14 protein-coding genes are annotated in these 17,988 nt (G+C 61.1%); 3 read left to right on the top strand and 11 right to left on the bottom strand.

What is annotated here, in order from left to right:
* Window positions 1-75: 75 nt before the first annotated feature.
* The 8 genes from AC0Z8Z_RS15165 to AC0Z8Z_RS15130 all read right to left on the bottom strand — a co-directional run bounded on the left by AC0Z8Z_RS15165 (window position 76) and on the right by AC0Z8Z_RS15130 (window position 8,408).
* Window positions 76-1,701, bottom strand: a complete 1,626-nt coding sequence (locus tag AC0Z8Z_RS15165; protein WP_122533927.1) for an AAA family ATPase — start codon at window positions 1,699-1,701, stop codon at window positions 76-78.
* Between the two features lie 10 nt (window positions 1,702-1,711).
* The gene (gene aroB, locus AC0Z8Z_RS15160; protein ID WP_485619643.1) at window positions 1,712-2,815 is read right to left on the bottom strand and encodes a 3-dehydroquinate synthase; all 1,104 of its coding nucleotides are present in this window, start codon (window positions 2,813-2,815) and stop codon (window positions 1,712-1,714) included.
* 130 nt (window positions 2,816-2,945) lie between these two features.
* A complete protein-coding gene (gene aroK / locus AC0Z8Z_RS15155) occupies window positions 2,946-3,464 on the bottom strand; it encodes a shikimate kinase AroK (RefSeq protein WP_065986620.1) in 519 nt (172 codons plus the stop codon).
* Window positions 3,465-3,468: 4 nt separating this feature from the next.
* Window positions 3,469-5,553: a type IV pilus secretin PilQ gene (locus AC0Z8Z_RS15150; protein WP_485619642.1), complete on the bottom strand. Its 2,085-nt coding sequence runs from the start codon at window positions 5,551-5,553 to the stop codon at window positions 3,469-3,471.
* 53 nt (window positions 5,554-5,606) lie between these two features.
* Window positions 5,607-6,134 (bottom strand): pilus assembly protein PilP, encoded by a 528-nt coding sequence (locus AC0Z8Z_RS15145; RefSeq protein WP_122533929.1) that lies wholly within the window; start codon window positions 6,132-6,134, stop codon window positions 5,607-5,609.
* Complete coding sequence (gene pilO, locus AC0Z8Z_RS15140) at window positions 6,131-6,778, bottom strand: type 4a pilus biogenesis protein PilO (RefSeq protein WP_485619641.1); 648 nt, start codon at window positions 6,776-6,778, stop codon at window positions 6,131-6,133. Before pilO ends, AC0Z8Z_RS15145 begins: the two co-directional genes overlap by 4 nt.
* Complete coding sequence (locus AC0Z8Z_RS15135) at window positions 6,775-7,344, bottom strand: PilN domain-containing protein (RefSeq protein ID WP_122533931.1); 570 nt, start codon at window positions 7,342-7,344, stop codon at window positions 6,775-6,777. Before AC0Z8Z_RS15135 ends, pilO begins: the two co-directional genes overlap by 4 nt.
* Entirely contained in the window at window positions 7,344-8,408 is a 1,065-nt protein-coding gene (locus AC0Z8Z_RS15130) for a pilus assembly protein PilM (protein WP_074890782.1), read from the bottom strand. The genes AC0Z8Z_RS15135 and AC0Z8Z_RS15130 overlap by 1 nt, the downstream gene beginning before the upstream one ends.
* A 209-nt stretch (window positions 8,409-8,617) precedes the next feature.
* Here AC0Z8Z_RS15130 and AC0Z8Z_RS15125 point away from each other — a divergent pair, with 209 nt between their 5' ends.
* Window positions 8,618-11,092, top strand: coding sequence for a penicillin-binding protein 1A (locus AC0Z8Z_RS15125; RefSeq protein ID WP_485619738.1), 2,475 nt, complete (start codon window positions 8,618-8,620; stop codon window positions 11,090-11,092).
* 136 nt (window positions 11,093-11,228) lie between these two features.
* On the opposite strand, the gene AC0Z8Z_RS15120 is transcribed toward AC0Z8Z_RS15125, so the two are convergent.
* The 3 genes from AC0Z8Z_RS15120 to rpmE form a co-directional block, all read right to left on the bottom strand.
* The gene (locus tag AC0Z8Z_RS15120; RefSeq protein ID WP_122533933.1) at window positions 11,229-12,497 is read right to left on the bottom strand and encodes a malic enzyme-like NAD(P)-binding protein; all 1,269 of its coding nucleotides are present in this window, start codon (window positions 12,495-12,497) and stop codon (window positions 11,229-11,231) included.
* Between the two features lie 178 nt (window positions 12,498-12,675).
* Entirely contained in the window at window positions 12,676-13,479 is an 804-nt protein-coding gene (locus AC0Z8Z_RS15115) for a thermonuclease family protein (RefSeq protein ID WP_485619640.1), read from the bottom strand.
* Between the two features lie 23 nt (window positions 13,480-13,502).
* On the bottom strand, window positions 13,503-13,733 hold the full coding sequence (gene rpmE / locus AC0Z8Z_RS15110; RefSeq protein ID WP_122533935.1) for a 50S ribosomal protein L31: 231 nt from the start codon (window positions 13,731-13,733) through the stop codon (window positions 13,503-13,505).
* A gap of 168 nt (window positions 13,734-13,901) precedes the next feature.
* On the opposite strand from rpmE, the gene AC0Z8Z_RS15105 reads away from it, so the two are divergent.
* Both AC0Z8Z_RS15105 and argS read left to right on the top strand, forming a co-directional pair.
* Window positions 13,902-16,121, top strand: coding sequence for a primosomal protein N' (locus AC0Z8Z_RS15105; RefSeq protein WP_122533936.1), 2,220 nt, complete (start codon window positions 13,902-13,904; stop codon window positions 16,119-16,121).
* 120 nt (window positions 16,122-16,241) lie between these two features.
* Window positions 16,242-17,987: an arginine--tRNA ligase gene (argS, locus tag AC0Z8Z_RS15100; protein WP_485619639.1), complete on the top strand. Its 1,746-nt coding sequence runs from the start codon at window positions 16,242-16,244 to the stop codon at window positions 17,985-17,987.
* Window position 17,988: the final 1 nt, after the last annotated feature.

The following is a 17,988-nucleotide window of genomic DNA, read 5'->3' as shown; positions in this document are numbered from 1 at the left end:
GCTGCTCATTGGCAGCACGCTCATGCGTGGTATCGGGAGGGCCAAGCGAGGGACCTGGATAAGGTCCCTGCGTCATCAGCGGGCGGCGGCGAGTTCCTGTTGGATGCTGCCGACAGTACGAGGCCAAGGTTTACCAGCCTGAACCTTCTCTGGCAAGGCCTTGATAGCGGTCAGTGCCGCGTTGCGGTCGGCGAAGCTGCCGTAAGTGACCACAAACAGGGGCTTGCCCTGCAGGGTTTTCTTGAAGTAGCGGTATTCACCGCCCTGCTCTTTCACGTAGCTCTGCGCGGTGGCTTCGGAGCTGGTACCGAGGATCTGCACCACGTAATGCGTTGGTGCCTGACCTGCGTACCAGCCACTGCCCGCAGCGCCGGACGCTGCAGCTGCCGCAGCTGGTTTGGCCGCCGGTGCCGGGGCAGGTTTGGCGGTGGCCACCTGAGTCGGCGCTGGCGCAGGCTTCGCGGCAGGCGCCGGAGCAGGCGTTGGCTTGGCCGCCGGTGCAGGGCGCGTTGCCGGAACCGGCTGCTGAGCCATGGTCGGAGCAGGACTCGCCGTCGCACCGGCCGGTGGCGCAGTGGTGGTCACGGTCGGTGGCTGCAGCGACTGGTTAGCTGCAGGGCCGCCATCTTCGCCATCACCTTCACCCGAGCCTGCGGCCTCGGCCAGCGGCGCGCGGGTCGCGGGTTGAGAGCCGTTCATCGGCAACGGCATAGGCTGCGAATTACCGGCGAATTCGATGGCCGGGCCACCGTTGTTCGATTGTTGCGCAGGCGTCTGGCCCTGACCCAGAGGCAGTTGCGCCTGAGAGTTGGCAGGTGCAGTGGCAGGTGCGTTGCTGCGGCCTGGAATCAGCCAAGCCGCGAGAACGGCTGCAACAACAACCCCACCCAAAGCCAACACGTGTTTCTTAGGCATTTTGAACCCCATACTTGGACGCTTGACCGCAGAGCGGCTGGCAATCATGGCTTCGATCATCGAATCGCGCGCGACCTGGTTGATCGCACCTGGCCATCCACCGGACTGCTCGTGGATATCAGTGATCTGTGCGGCGCTGAACAACTCCACGCCCTGCCCTGCGCCGTCGAGACGCTGAGCCAGATACTCACGGGTTTCTTCTTCGGTATACGGCGCGAGCTCGATAACGTGGAAGCGCTCTTCCTCGGTACCGCTCTCGGCGCACAGCTGATCCAGGCGATCAATGATCGAAGCCTCGCCGAACAGGAAGACATGCGGACGCCCTTCCGGGGTGCCTGCTGCCAATCCCAACAACGCTTCGAGTGCGGATTCGCCCAGTTGTTCGGCATCGTCCACCAGGATGTAGACTTCCTGACCGGTCAGCGCCAACTGCACGACTTGCGCCAGGATCGGGCGCATTTCCGCTTGAGCGACGTTCAGCGCCTGGGCAACCTGACGCAACACGCCCGTCGCATCACCTGCCCCACGCGCGGACACCACAACGCTCTGCACCGACTGCTTGTTGGTGCTTGCCACCAGTGCCTGACGCAACAGCGTCTTGCCGCTGCCCTGAGGCCCCGTGACGACCAACAGCAACTGGCTGTAGCGCGCGAGATGATGCAGCTGACCCAGCACGGGCTTGCGCTGTGCCGGGAAGAATTTGAAGCCGGGAACCCGCGTTGCAAAGGGGTCATGACTCAACTGGTAATGACCGAGGAAGGCCTCATCGGCGTGCAAACTAGTCATGGATTTCTCATTAACCTCTAAGCTGATCCACCAAGGCGCGGTAGTCCGCGACCAGTGTGGCCTGTAGTACTTCTTGTGGATATTCGTCAGTTACCACTGCTTCACCGATGCGACGCAACAGCACCAGGCGCAGACGACCGTCAATGACTTTCTTGTCCACCGCCATGTGCTCGAGGAAGTGCTCGGGCGTCATGTCTTCCGGCGGAACCACCGGCAAGCCGGCGCGCTGAAAAATACGAATGCCGCGGTCACGTTCCTGCTCGCTGATCCAGCCCAGACGCGCCGACATCTCCAGCGCCATCACCGTGCCTGCGGCCACCGCCTCGCCGTGCAGCCACACGCCGTAGCCCATGTGGGTTTCGATGGCGTGGCCGAAAGTGTGGCCGAGGTTCAGTGTGGCACGCACGCCGGACTCGCGTTCATCGGCGCCAACGACTGCAGCCTTGGCAGCGCACGAACGCTCGATCGCCGTGGTCAGCGCGGCCTGATCCAGCCCACGCAGCTTGTTCACGTTCTCTTCGAGCCACGTCAGGAACGGTTCGTCACAGATCAAACCGTATTTGATGACCTCGGCAAGACCGGCGGACAGCTCGCGCTCAGGCAGGGTGTTCAGCGACAACGTATCGATCAGCACCGCATTGGGCTGGTAGAACGCGCCCACCATGTTTTTGCCCAATGGATGATTGATGCCGGTTTTGCCACCGACCGACGAATCGACCTGGGACAGCAGCGTGGTCGGCACTTGAATGAATTCAACGCCGCGCTGGTAACAGGCCGCAGCAAAGCCGGCCATGTCACCGATAACGCCGCCGCCCAGCGCAATCACAGTGGTGCGGCGGTCGTGGCGTGCGGTGAGCAGCGCGTCGAAGATGGTTTGCAGGGTTTCCCAGTTCTTGAAGGCTTCACCGTCGGGAAGCACGATCGGCAAGACGCTGTAACCGGCAAGGGATCGGGTGAGGCGGTCCATGTACAGCGGCGCGACGGTGGCATTGGAAACGATCGCCACCTGTTTTCCGGCAATGTACGGCTTGAGCAACTCGGGCTGATCCAGCAAGCCTTCGCCGATATGGATCGGGTAGCTGCGTTCGCCAAGCTCGACCTTGAGTGTCTGCATGTGTCCCCACGCTGTTAACAATTGGTTGCCTGCGGGCGTCTGAGAAAACGCCGATACCGGCTATGGCGCAAGGCCATGTAGCGACCCCACTTTTTATGGTCGCCGAGGATAGCGCATTTCCGTCTGCGCTTTAACGGGGAGGAAGCTCGGCCAGCAGGGCGAGGATGTCGATAACCACCATTCGCGGCGGCCGCTCATCGGTTTCGATGATGACATCGGCGATCTCGCGGTACAGCGGATCGCGGATGGCCAACAGTTCGCGCAGCACCCGCGCCGGGTCCGCGGTGCGCAGCAAGGGGCGATTGCGATCCCGCGAGGTGCGGCCCACCTGCTGCTCAACCGATGCATGCAAATACACCACCCGACCACCGGCGTGGAGCGCGCGGCGGTTCTCTTCGCGCATGACCGCACCACCGCCGGTGGCCACGACCACACCGTCCAGCGCGGAAAGCTCGGCGATCATCGCCTGTTCTCGATCACGAAAACCCGCTTCGCCTTCCTTGTCGAAGATCCAGGGAATATTGGCGCCCGTTCGCAGCTCGATTTCCTTGTCGGAATCCTTGAACGGCAGTCGAAGCTCTTTGGCCAGCAAGCGACCGATGGTGCTTTTGCCCGCCCCCATCGGCCCCACAAGAATTAAATTTCGCACAGAATCAACGACTCACAGCAATCGCCTGGTTATTCATGATACGCGGAGTGAGAAACACCAACAGCTCGGATTTTGACTCCGAAACCACATCGCGCCGGAAAAGGCGGCCAACATACGGCACATCGCCCAAAAATGGCACCTTGTCGACGACTTTACTCTGCGTATTCGAGAACACGCCACCAATTACGATGGTCTCGCCATCGGCCACCAGCACCTTGGCATTGACTTCGTTTTTCTTGATCGGCGGCACGCCCAGCACGGTATTCACGTAGTCCGGCTCATCCTTCGTGACCTTAACCTCCATGATGATGCGGTTGTCAGGGGTGATCTGCGGGGTCACTTCCAGCGACAGCGAGGCCTCTTTGAAAGACACCGACGTCGCGCCGCTGGAGCTCGCTTCCTGATAAGGCACTTCCGTACCTTTCAGAATTTTCGCGGTTTCCTTGTCCGACGTAACGACCTTCGGCTGCGAGACCACTTCGCCGTTGCCGCTCTTTTCCATCGCGGTCAGCTCAAGGTCAAGAATCGTGTTGTTGGTCAGGAAGCCCAGACCGATAGACGAGGTGGCATCGGTCACGCCCATGTCGACATAGGGACCATTGGTCGCTGCTGCGCCGGTCACGGTGCCGCTGCCGCCGGTGGTGAAATTGCCTCTGTTGCTCGACCCGCCCCAGCGCACGCCAAGGGCCTTGTCGTAATCGACGTTGGCTTCGACGATACGGGCCTCGATCATCACCTGGCGCACCGGGATGTCCAGCTGCGACACGATGCGGCGCAGCTCGTCGAGACGATCCTGAGTCTGGTAGGCAATGATGTTGTTGGTGCGCTCATCGACGGTGATCGAACCGCGCTCGTCGGTCTTCGATTCAGCGCTGGTCACCGATTGGAACAGCTTGGCGATGTCCGCGGCCTTGGCGTAGTTCACTTGCAGCAACTCGCGACGCAGGGGGGCAAGCTCGGAAATCTGCTTCAGGGATTCCAGCTCCTGGCGCTCGCGGGCGGCGATCTCATCAGCAGGACCGACCAGCAAAACGTTACCGATCTTGCGCTTATCCAGGCCTTTGGTCTTGAGCACCAGATCCAGCGCCTGGTCCCACGGCACGTTCTGCAGGCGCAGAGTGATGCCGCCTTGAACGGTGTCGCTCGCCACGAGATTGAGGTTGGTGAAGTCGGCGATCAGTTGCAGCACCGAACGCACGTCGATGTCCTGGAAATTAAGCGACAGTTTCTCGCCGGTGTAGACCAGTTTCTCCGAGTTGCGGCGCTCCTGATCTTCGTTGGTCAGGGGACGCACGCTAATGGTCAGCTTGTTGTCGGTCTGGTAGGCGGAGTAATCAAACGCGCCGGACGGCTCGATGGAGATGCTGGCCTTGTCACCTGTGGCGCTGGAATTGACGAACTGCACCGGGGTCGCGAAATCCTTCACATCCAGACGCACGCGCAGCGGTTCAGGCAGTTGCGTTTTGGCGAAATCAACGCGGATCTTGCCCCCCTGCTCCTGAATATCGGGCGCAATGCCGGTGTCGCTCAATTCGATGATGACGTTGCCTTCACCCAACTCTCCACGCTGGAAGTCGACGTTTTTTACCGACCGTGGGCCCGGCGCATACGAGCGGGCAACGGGTTTCGATTGCGCGGCAGGTCCGCTCGGCACACTCACTCGCGCTGCGCCTGTGGCAGTGCTCGGCTGCGAGCCCTGGGCCGCGGCAGCGCCTTGGCCCACGACCACGAACAGGTTGTTGCCGTCGACACGCGAGCTGTACGGCGCGAGCGTGGTGAGGTTGATGATCACGCGCGTGCGATCCTTGGCTTCGACGACCACTACGCTGTGGGCATTGCCTGAACCCAGGTCACGGCTCTTGATCGCCAACTGGCTGGTCACGCCCGGCAAGTCCAGCGCGATGCGCGCCGGCTGCTCGGTGGTGTAGCCGCGAGGCGCCGCCACCGGACCGTCGAAGGACAGTTTCAATTCGACTCGATCCCCCGGCAATGCAGCGACATCCAGCGTCTTGAGGTTAGCCGCCAGGACAACCGGTGAAAGCATCGCCATCCCTAGCGACAGGCCGATAATCGAAAGAATCCTGTTCATGTTCACATTCCACCACTGTGCCGATCCGAAGGTGCTTCGCTTGCTTGCCGTCTTCATGAGCGCTCCTTGAGAGAGATGCTGAGCGGGCGTTCCAGCCACGCCCCCTCTCCGTCCGGAACGATTTCCATCACTTGCACCGCCGAGTCGGTGATCGCCGTGATCCGGCCATCGTTACGCCCCAGGTAATCGCCCACTTTCACTCGATGCACCCCACCCGCCCCGCGAAGCAGCGCGAACGTGCCGGATTCATTGCTCAACGTGCCGACCATTTCGAAGGAATCGATGTTGAAGCCTTCGAGGAACTGCTTCACCCGCGTCGGATCAGGCTGCACCAGGTGCGAGCCCTTTGGACGGTTGACCAGATCGATCTTGACCGGCGGCTGAAACGGACTGCGCAAACTGGCCGCCGCATACGTAAAGGCTTCATACGGCCGAAACTTGGGCATCGGCTCGATAGTGCCAACAGGCCGCGCGCGCACCTCGGCCATGAACTGCTTGAGATCGTCAAATTCGTTCGAGCTGTCGCAACCCGCGAGCCCCATCAGCGTGACGCCGACGCACAACCAACGCATCGCCCTCATTTCGCTGGCCCTTTCGTGTCGACGTTCTGAAGACCTTTGTCGTTATAGCGATAGGTCTTGGCAAGGATGCTCATGCGCAGCTTGCCGGGGGACTTGACGTCCAGCGGTTTGATCTCGAAGTCATGCAGCGTCACGATTCGCGGCAGGCTGGCGACGCCGCTGGCGAAGGTCGCGAGGTCGTGGTAACTGCCTGTCACGGTAATCTGGATCGGCAGTTCGATATAAAACTGCTGGGCCTCTTCGGGGAGCAGCTTGATTTCCTCGAACTCCAGGCCACTGCCCAGACCGGTGCGGGTAATGTCTTCAAGCAGGCCGGGGACCTCAGTGTCGCTCGGCAACTGCCGCAGCAAGGCGCCGAAAGTGTTTTCCATCTCCACCATCTGGCTCTTGTAGGCCGCGAGGTTGGCAGCCTGATATGCCTTGGTCGCGAACTGCTCTTTCAGCGCCGTCTCTTCGCCACGGGCCTGATCGAGCTGAGCCTGCATATCCTGGATATAGAAGAAGTACCCACCGGCCAGTACCAGCGCCAGCAACAGCGCGCCGGCAATGGTTTTCACCGCAGCAGGCCATGAACCCAGGTTATTGACGTCCAGGTCATTGATGTCGATCTTTTTCAGGCTATCGAGCCAGTCATTCATGTTCATGGCTTGACCCCCTCAACGGCTGGCTGCGTCTGGCGCACCGTCAACTGGAAGGTATTGGTCTGATCCACGCCACCCGCCGCAGTGTTTGCCTTGACCTCGGTCAGACTCGGCGACTCCAGCCAGTCAGACGCATCCAGATTCCGCAGCAGGTCCGACACCCGGTTATTGGATTCCGCAGCGCCGGAAATGCTGATCATCTGTCCGGTCATCTTCACGTCGTTGAAATAGACGCCATCGGGGAGGGTACGAGCCATCTGATCGAAGATGCGTCCGATGATTGGCCGGTTACCCTGCAGGTCCTGAATGATCTTCATCCGTTCCAGCAATTGCTTGCGACGCGCCTTCAGCTCGCTGATCTCTTTTATGCGCGCATCGAGCTGGACGATTTCGGTCCTGACAAATTGATTGCGAGCGTTTTGGTGGGCGATGGCACTGCTCAAATATTGATCAGCCAAAAGAATGGCGCCTACGCCAAGCACCAGCACACCAACCAGTGCCAGAATGAAGCGCTTCTTGCGCTCCTCGCGTTGCTGCTCGCGCCAGGGAAGTAAGTTGATCCGTGCCATTAGTCGAAGCTCCTCAGGGCCAGACCGCAAGCGATCATCAGTGCGGGAGCATCGCTGGCGAGGGCGCCGGCGTTGACCTTGACGCTCAGCGCCATGTCAGCAAAGGGGTTGGCCACCAGCGTCGGCGTGCCCAGGCGCTCCTGGATCAGCCGATCAAGACCGGAAATAGAGGCGGTGCCGCCGGCCAGCATGATGTAGTCGACGCGGTTGTACTGGCCGGCCGCGAAGAAAAACTGCAGCGAGCGAGACACCTGTTGCACCACGGCGTCCTTGAACGGCTGCAGGACTTCCATAACGTAGTCGTCGGGGAGTCCGCCCTGCTTTTTCGCAAGCCCGGCCTCGCTGACCGACAAGCCATAACGGCGCTGGATTTCTTCGGTTAACTGGCGACCGCCAAATAATTGTTCACGCGTATAGATGATGCGGCCGTTGTGCAGCACGCTGAGGGTGGTCATGGTCGCGCCGATGTCGATGACGGCGACGGTCAACTGTTCGTGGTCCTGGCCCAATTGCGCCGACAGCAGACCGAACGAGCGCTCCAAGGCATAGGCTTCGACGTCGACCACGCGAGCGGTGAGCCCGGCCAGTGCCAGCGCGGCTTCGCGCACTTCTACGTTTTCCTTGCGGCAGGCGGCGAGCAATACCTCCACGCGTTCGGGATTGCGCGCTGAATAGCCTTGGACTTCGAAGTCGATGGCGACTTCTTCGAGCGGATAGGGAATGTACTGATCGGCCTCGATCTTGAGCTGGTTTTCCATCTCGTCGTCGGAAAGACCTGCGTCCATCTCGATGGTCTTGGTAATAACAGCCGAACCGGCGACGGCAACCGCCGCGATTTTGACGTTACTTTTGGCTTTTACCAGCAGCCGCGTCAAAGCACTGCCGACACCTTCGAGCTCCGCGATGTTCTTTTCGACCACTGCGTTGGCGGGCAGTGGCTCGACCGCATAAGACTCGACCTTGTAACGGTTGCCGGAACGACTTAGCTCCAGGAGCTTGACCGAGGTGGAGCTAATATCGATCCCCAGAAGGGTGTTGGCCTTCTTACTGAAGAGTTCGAACACAACCGATTCCCTATGCGTTTCCGTCACTTACGGATGATTTCTAGTCCAGTGCCACTGTCGGCTGACTTGACAGTAGCGCAAATAACGCTCGACGACGAAAAATGCTTATAATGCCCAGCGTTTTTTTCGTGTACCAAAGCTTCAAGGCGTGTTCATTTGTAAATGCCTGCGTCTAACTCATTCTTTTTTCTGGAAATCCAAAAGCCTTGATACGCCTGCTGAAGTTCGTCTGGTGGTCCATCGTCGCGGTCGTCTGCGGGCTGCTGCTCGGCCTGAGCGGCGCCTTTCTCTACCTGGCCCCGAACCTGCCCTCGGTCGATGCCCTGCGCAATATTCAGCTGCAGATCCCGCTGCGCGTGTTCAGCAGCGACGGCAAACTGATTGCAGAGTTTGGCGAAATGCGCCGCTCTCCCATCCGTTTCGCCGACATTCCCCCCAATTTCATCCACGCCCTGCTGTCGGCCGAAGACGATAACTTCGAGAACCACTATGGCGTGGACCCGAGCAGTCTGATGCGCGCGGCCAGCCAACTGATCAAGAGCGGTCACATTCAGTCCGGCGGCTCGACCATCACCATGCAGGTCGCAAAAAATTACTTCCTGACCAGCGAGCGCAGTTTTTCGCGCAAAACCACCGAGATTCTTTTGGCCTTGCAAATCGAGCGCCAACTTACCAAGGACGAGATTCTCGAGCTGTACGTCAACAAGATCTATCTGGGTAACCGCGCTTACGGCATCGAGGCCGCGGCGCAGGTCTACTACGGCAAATCGATACGCGACCTGAGCGTTGCGCAGATGGCAATGATCGCCGGCCTGCCCAAGGCGCCGTCACGATTCAACCCACTGGCCAACCCGGTGCGTGCCAAAGAGCGCCGCGACTGGATTCTGGGCCGCATGTTCAAACTGGGGAAAATCGACCAGAACACCTACCAGACCGCGCTTGTCGAGCCGATCAACGCCAGCTATCACGTTCAGAGTCCTGAAGTGAATGCGCCGTATATCGCTGAAATGGCGCGGGCCGAAATGGTGGGTCGTTATGGCAGCGCAGCCTACACAGAAGGCTTCCGCGTCACCACTACCGTGCCGAGCGGCTTGCAGGAAGACGCCAACAAGGCGGTGCAGGACGGTCTGATCGAATACGACCAGCGCCATGGCTATCGCGGGCCTGAGAGCCGGTTCCCCGGCCTGACCCGCGAGGGCTGGGTGCAGGAGCTGAGCAAACAGCGCCCGATCAGCGGTCTGGAGCCGGCCATCGTCACCCAGGTCGACAAGACCGGCGTCCGCGTACTGACCCGCAACGGCGAGAACGAGGAGACCGTCGCCTGGGACAACATGAAGTGGGCCAAGGCGTTCCTGAACACCAACAGCGTCGGCGCCAATCCCAAGCAGCCCGGTGATGTCGCCCATGTCGGCGATCTGGTGCGCCTGCAGCGTCAGCCGGACAACTCGCTCAAGTTCAGCCAGCTTCCCGTGGCGCAGAGCGCGCTGGTTTCGCTGGATCCGCAGAACGGCGCGATTCGTGCGCTGGTCGGCGGTTTCGCGTTCGAGCAGAGCAACTACAACCGCGCGATGCAGGCCAAGCGTCAGCCGGGCTCCAGCTTCAAGCCATTCCTGTACTCGGCAGCGCTGGACAACGGCTACACCGCCGCCAGCCTGGTCAACGATGCGCCGATCGTATTCGTCGACGAGGCCATCGACAAAGTCTGGCGGCCAAAGAACGACACCGGGACCTTCCTCGGTCCGATTCGGCTGCGCGAGGCGCTGTACAAGTCACGCAACCTCGTGTCGATCCGCCTGCTGCAAAGCCTGGGCGTGAACACCGCGATCAACTACATCACCCGCTTTGGCTTCAACAAGCAGGATTTGCCGCCCAACCTGTCTCTAGCACTGGGCACCGCAACCCTGACACCGATGGAAATCGTCGGCGGCTGGAGTGCGTTTGCCAACGGCGGTTACAAGATCAGCCCGTACCTCATCCAGAAGATTGAGGACCGTGAAGGCAAAACCCTGTTCGTCGCCAATCCGCCGACAGTGCCCGCCAACGACCCTAACCCGAAAGCGGTCAGCGAAGCGGCCATCAGTAGCGCATCGACGTACGCTGCGCCAGAAACACCGCCACTGACGGCCAACGTGGTGCCAAACGCGCTGGATGCCTCGGGCGCAGCGCCGGCCCCTGTGGTGGCGGAACGGATTGTTGACGGTCGCACGGTCTACATCCTCAACAGCATGCTGCAGGACGTGATCAAACGCGGCACCGGTCGCCGCGCTCTGGCGATGAACCGTCCGGATATCGCAGGCAAAACCGGTACCACCAACGAATCGAAGGACGCATGGTTCACCGGCTACAACGCGGATTATGTGACGACGGTCTGGACCGGTTTCGATCAACCGGAGAGCCTGGGTCGCCATGAGTTCGGTGGCACGGTCGCGCTGCCAATCTGGATGAAGTACATGAGCGCCGCCCTGAAGGACAAGCCGCCCCACGTTCAAGCCGAACCAGACGGCATCCTCAGCCTGCGCATCGATCCGGTCAGCGGCCGCTCCGCCACGCCGAGCACGCCGGGTGCGTTCTTCGAGCTGTTCAAGAGCGAAGACACGCCGCCTAGCGTGAACGAACTCGGCGGCAGCCCGCCTCCAGGCAGCCCGTTGCCGGCGGACGAATCAGCGCCGATCGATTTGTTCTAGTGAGGCAGCGGCGAGCTTGAAGCGGCAAGCTACAAGTAAAGGCAAGAGCAGCGGCGATCTTTGCACTGCTTGTAGCTTGTAGCTTGCAGCTCAAAAAAAACCCAGCACTTGGCTGGGTTTTTTGTGGCCGCGGTTATCAGCCGTTAAACACGTCATCCACGCTTTTCAGCGGGTAGTGCTTTGGATACGGCAGGGTCGCAACACCGCTTTCGATGGCTGCCTTTGCAACGGCATCGGAAACGATAGTCAGCAGGCGCACGTCCAGTGGTTTCGGAATGATGTACTCACGACCGAATTCCAGGGCGATGCCGCCGTAGGCGTCGCAGACTTCCTGAGGCACCGGCAGCTTGGCCAGTTCGCGCAGGGCGTTGGCCGCAGCGATCTTCATCTCTTCGTTGATGCGCTTGGCGCGAACGTCCAGTGCACCGCGGAAGATAAACGGGAAGCCCAGCACGTTGTTGACCTGGTTCGGGTAGTCCGAACGGCCGGTCGCCATGATTACGTCGCTGCGAGTGGCGTGAGCCAGTTCCGGCGAGATTTCCGGATCCGGGTTCGAACAGGCGAACACGATCGGGTTGGCTGCCATCGACTTCAAGCCTTCAGCGCTCAGCAGGTTCGGACCGGACAGACCGACGAACACATCAGCGCCTTCCAGAGCATCGGCCAGCGTGCGCTTGTCGGTGGAGTGAGCGAACTGGGCCTTGTACTGGTTCAGATCGGTACGCCCGTCGTGAACCACGCCGTTGCGGTCGATCATGAAGATGTTTTCGATCTTCGCGCCCATGCTCACCAGCAACTTCATGCAGGAGATGGCTGCAGCGCCAGCGCCCAGGCAGACGATCTTCGCCGCTTCCAGGGTTTTGCCTGCGATTTCCAGCGCGTTGATCATGCCTGCTGCGGTAACGATCGCGGTGCCGTGCTGGTCATCGTGGAAAACCGGAATGTCGCACTGCTCGATCAGCGCCTTTTCGATCTCGAAGCACTCAGGTGCCTTGATGTCTTCCAGGTTGATCCCACCGAAGGTGATGGAGATGCGTCGCACGGTGTCGATGAAGGCCTGCGGGCTTTCCGAATCGACTTCGATATCGAACACGTCGATACCGGCAAAGCGCTTGAACAGCACGCCCTTGCCTTCCATCACCGGCTTGGACGCGAGAGGCCCGAGGTTACCCAGACCCAGAATCGCGGTGCCATCAGAGATGACCGCTACCAGGTTGCCTTTGCCGGTGTACTTGTAGGCAAGCTCCGGATCGCGACCGATTTCGCGGACCGGCTCAGCCACACCCGGGCTGTAGGCCAGCGACAGATCGCGAGCGGTTGCAGTGGCTTTGGTGAGCTCGACGCTGAGTTTCCCTGGACGGGGATGAGCGTGATATTCGAGAGCGGCAGTTTTCAAATCTGACATGGGGGCATTCCGCTTTTTTGCTGTTGGACAGACGGACCGCCGAGCATACGCAAGTCATAAAGTCCTAACAAGACTGGCGGGTCACCTGTGTCAAGAGGCCGCATCTGCGACTTTCAGCGTAGAGCCGCAGGAAACAAGGCCTCCATAGGCGACAATCCAGGCTAAAGATGTCTACAATTTATTTATTTAATGTATCCAACATTGCAGGGTGAGTAATCGACATCATCCAGCGCGGTTGGCCTGATTTCAGACCGCCCCGACGCGAACGATCGACCACCCAGCCACGGGCTTCGATTCGCTGCCCCTTCAAGCGCTGCAGCGCGGCAGTGTCGAACTGGCCGAGCAGCTTGGGCGCAATGCGCAGCACCAGTGAATCGCCGAATGCGATCCACAGGCCGCCGCCATTGCGCTGCACGCGGGTCACGCGCCCACTGACCAACGCGAACCCGCCGGCGTTGATCTGCTCCGCCGACTGAACCGGCGAATTGCGCCACAGGCCCAAGCCGGCCTGGCGAGCTGACTTCTCTGCGGCCTGCTGGCAGCTGACCAGCGCAACGTTTGGTGCGACCGCAACCAGATAGCCAAGGCCTTCCGCCAGGAGTTGCGCTTCAAGGTTGGCGCCATCGTGGCCATAGACGTTGGCGAGGGTGCGCCCGTAGTGATCGGTCGGCTCTTCACCGACGCGCAGCCTGACCTGCCCGTCACCGGCATCCACCAACGCCTGCAATCGACGCTTGGCCGCTTCGGCAAAAGGCTGGGCGGACTGACCCTTTTTGCCGGTTTCTGGCGTGTTCAGGCCAATCATGCGAACGCTGCGACCATCGCTCAGGCGCACCGTGTCGCCATCGACCACTCGCTGCACCTGAACCACAGGCAGAGACGGCGGCGCAGGGCACAAGGCCTGGGCCGTCGAAAGCCAAATCGCGGACATAAAAAAGGCGCCCGCGAGGGACGCCTTTTTAAGCAGCCTGGAGAAACGCATCGGCGACTCCAGAACGGCCAACCTTACTCTGCAGCAGGAGCTTTGGTAGGACCGAATGCACCGAAACGCGACTTGAACTTGTCGACACGACCGCCGACGTCCAGAGTTTTTTGCTTGCCGGTGTAGAACGGGTGGCACTCGTTGCACACGTCCAGGCTCAGAGGCTTGGCCAGTGTGGAACGGGTTTTGATGACATTGCCGCAGCTGCAGGTTGCGTCAATGGCTTCGTAAACTGGATGGATATCAGCTTTCATGGGTATTTCCTCAGGCTATCGTGCCGCCACCCAACACTATTGTTGAATACCGCACGGAATTAGGCCGCGCATATTAACAGACAACGCCAATCACGCAAGGGAACGTTCACGCCGGTCGTCTGCTAAGATCGCGCCCTTCGTCATACTCCGTAACAGGAAATCCCCCGCGTGCCCGACGCCATCTTGCGCCTCGCCCTGCCCTCGCCGCTGCGTCGCCTGTTCGACTACCTTGCCCCCGCAGGTGTGGCGCGCAGTGCCTTGCAACCGGGGATGCGCCTGCGCGTGCCGTTCGGTCGTCGGGAAATGATCGGCGTGCTGGTGGAAGTCGTCGATCACAGTGACGTGCCGGCCGACAAGCTCAAGCCGGCCATTGCCGTGCTGGATGCCGAACCGCCGCTGCCGCCCGCGCTGTTCAAGTTGTGCCTGTGGACGGCCCAGTATTACCAGCACAGCCTGGGCGACACCCTCAGTTGGGCGTTGCCAGTGCTGCTGCGTCAGGGCGAACCGGCGGAAGCGCGGCAGGAGCGGTTCTGGCACGCAGCCCCGGACGCGAGCGTCGATGACCCGCGCATCGCCCGGGCGCCTAAACAAAAGGAAGCGCTGCGCACGCTGGCCCAGCACCCCCATGGCGTGGCTCACCAGTTGCTGAGCAAGCTGATGCTCAACCGGGACAGCCTGAATCTGTTGCTCGCCAAAGGACTGGTGACCGTCGAGGTCCGCGGTCACGGTCCGGTCGAGCGGCACGAGCACTGGCTGGCGCAGCCGGAACTGCCGCTCAACACCGAGCAACGGGCCGCCTATGAAGCCATTCGGTCGGGTTTCGGCAGTTTCCACGCTTCACTGTTGGCGGGGGTCACCGGCAGCGGCAAGACCGAAGTGTATCTGCAGCTCATCCGCGAAACGCTGGAAGCGGGCAAGCAGGCGCTGGTGTTGATTCCGGAAATCAATTTGGGGCCGCAGACCCTCGCGCGCTTCGAGCAGCGTTTCAACGCGCGCATTGCGCTGCTGCATTCGGCGGTCAACGATCGGGATCGGCTCGACGCCTGGCTGGCAGCACGCGATGGCGAAGCTGACATCATCATCGGCACCCGTTCGGCGCTGTTCACCCCGATGAAAAACCCCGGGCTGATCATCATCGACGAGGAGCACGACGGCTCCTATAAACAGCAGGAGGGCCTGCGCTATCACGCCCGAGACCTGGCACTGGTGAGGGCGCATCAGGAGGACATCCCGATCGTGCTCGGCTCGGCGACGCCTTCGCTGGAAAGCCTGCACAACGCCCACACCGGTCGGTACGCGCTCCTGCGTCTGAATCAGCGCGCTGGTGGCGCTCAGCAACCGCGCTTCCTGCGGCTGGATGTGAAAAGTCGCCCCCTCGACAGCGGCATTTCAGGCCCCATGCAGCAAGCCATCGGCCAGACCCTGGCGGCGGGCCAGCAAGTGTTGGTGTTCCTCAACCGGCGCGGCTTTGCCCCTACGCTGCTGTGTCACGACTGTGGCTGGTTGTCGGAATGCCCTCGCTGTGACGCGCGCATGACCGTTCACCAGCGCTCGGGCGAGCTGCGCTGCCACCACTGCGGCCATGTCGAGCGGGTGCCACGCAATTGCCCGGCGTGTGGCAAGGTCGATCTGCGCCCGGTGGGTGCAGGGACCGAACGTGCCGAGGAGCGGCTGGCGATTCTGTTTCCCGACTACCCGGTGCTGCGCGTTGATCGGGACAGCACCTCACGCAAGGACGCGATGAATCAGCTGTTCGCAACCATCCAGAAAGGCCAGCCGTGCATTCTGGTGGGCACGCAGATGCTCGCCAAAGGGCATCACTTCCCGCGCGTGACGCTGGTGTCGATTCTCGATGCCGATGGCGGGCTGTTCTCCGGCGACTTCCGCGCCAGCGAGCGCATGGCGCAATTGATTGTGCAGGTCGCAGGCAGAGCCGGGCGCGCCGAAGAGCCGGGCAAGGTGATCATCCAGACTCACCTGGCCGACCATCCTTTATTGATTCAACTGACCGAACAGGGCTATTTCGCGTTTGCCGAGCAGGCCTTGAGCGAACGTCGCGCCGCCGGGCTGCCGCCGTTTTCGCACCTGGCGCTGCTGCGCGCCGAAGCGCACAAGCCTGGTCAGGCCGAGGGGTTTCTCGACGAAGCCTGCACCGAAGCCGAGCGCTTGCTGAAGGACCTGGCGCTGGGCGGCATCGAGCTGCTGGGCCCGGTTCCGGCACCGATGGAACGACGCGCCGGGCGCTATCGCGCTCAGTTGCTGGTCCAGGCCAACGCCCGCGCGCCGCTGCACAAGCTGCTCGCGACCTGGCTGCTGACACTGGAAAACATGCCCAGCGGGCGCCAGGTCAGATGGTCGCTGGACGTGGATCCGGTGGACCTTTATTGATTCGCATCGGTTGACCGCGCATCCAGCGCGGTTGGCAAGGTGGCCCCGGCCACGGATAATGCCCAGTTTTTCCACCCGCGCATCCAGGCGCGGCCGCGCTTGCGGTCGAAAGAGAGCACCATGAAAGACACCATTCGCCAGCTGATTCAACAAGCTCTGAGCCAACTCGTCACCGATGGCGTCTTGCCGGAAGGGCTGACGCCGGCGATTCAGGTGGAGAACGCCAAGGACAAGAAAAACGGCGACTTCGCCAGCAATATCGCCATGATGCTGGCCAAGCCTGCGGGCATGAAGCCGCGTGACCTGGCCGAGAAAATCGTCGCCGCGTTGCCCGCCGACGAGCAGATCACCCAGGTCGACATCGCCGGCCCCGGTTTCCTCAATTTCTTCCAGAACACCCAGGCCCTGGCTTCGCGACTCGACGAAGCTCTGGCCGACGCGACCCTGTCCGTGCGCAAGAACGGCCCTGCTCAACGCGTTGTGGTCGACCTGTCTGCGCCGAATCTGGCCAAAGAGATGCACGTCGGCCACTTGCGCTCGACCATCATTGGCGACGGCGTGGCCAGCGTCCTTGAGTTTCTTGGCGACACCGTGATCCGTCAGAACCACGTCGGCGATTGGGGCACTCAGTTCGGCATGCTGCTGGCCTATCTGCAGGAAACCCCGGCGACCAGCGATGAGCTGGCTGACCTCGAAAACTTCTACCGCGCCGCCAAGGGCCGTTTCGACGAGTCCGAAGAGTTCGCCGAGCGCGCACGTGGGCTGGTGGTCAAGCTGCAAGCTGGCGACGCCGAGTGCCTGAGCCTGTGGACGCGCTTCAAAGACATCTCCCTGTCCCACTGCCAAGAAGTGTACGAGCGCCTGAACGTCAAACTCACGCCGAAGGACGTCATGGGCGAAAGCGCCTACAACGACGACCTCGCCAATGTGGTCGCTGATTTGAAAAAAGCCGGTCTGCTGGTCGAGAGCAACGGCGCGCAGTGCGTGTTTCTTGAAGAATTCAAAACCGCTGAAGGCACGCCGCTGCCGGTGATCGTGCAAAAGGCCGGTGGTGGTTATTTGTATGCCACCACTGACCTCGCGGCTGTGCGCTATCGCAGCAACGTGTTGAAAGCCGATCGCGCGCTGTATTTCGTTGATCAGCGTCAGGCCCTGCACTTCCAGCAGGTCTTCGAAGTGGCCCGCCGTGCAGGCTTCGTCACCAACGGCATGCAGATGGAGCACATGGGCTTCGGCACCATGAACGGCGCCGATGGCCGTCCGTTCAAGACCCGCGATGGCGGTACGGTCAAGCTGGTCGACCTGCTCGACGAAGCCGAAGAGCGCGCCTATACGCTGGTGAAAGAGAAAAACCCGGACGTCGCCGAAGACGAGTTGCGCTTGATCGCCAAGGCCGTAGGCATCAGCGCGGTGAAATATGCGGACCTGTCCAAGCATCGCGCCAGTGACTACAGCTTCAACTTCGACCAGATGCTCAGCTTCGAAGGCAACACCGCGCCTTATCTGCTGTACGCCTACACCCGTGTGGCCGGTGTATTCCGCAAGCTCGAAGAAAAGGGCGAAACCTTCGACGCGAGCGCGGGCCGGATCATCCTCGACGCACCGCAGGAGCAAGACCTGGCCGCGCGCCTGGCGCAGTTCGGCGAGACCATCAACACCGTCGCTGAAAAGGGCACGCCCCATGTGCTCTGCGCCTATCTGTACGACCTCGCCGGTCTGTTTTCCAGTTTCTACGAGAACTGCCCGATCCTGGCCGCGGAAAACCCTGAACAACAGCAAAGCCGTCTGCGCCTCGCCGCCCTGACGGGTCGCACCCTCAAGCAAGGCCTGCAGTTGCTGGGTCTGGACACTCTGGAGCGTATGTAAG

This window comes from Pseudomonas sp. 1L-C-7-B-C1 (assembly GCF_057291635.1).
Note: the sequence above shows the minus strand (reverse complement) of the source record. Positions and strands in the feature narration are given on the sequence as shown.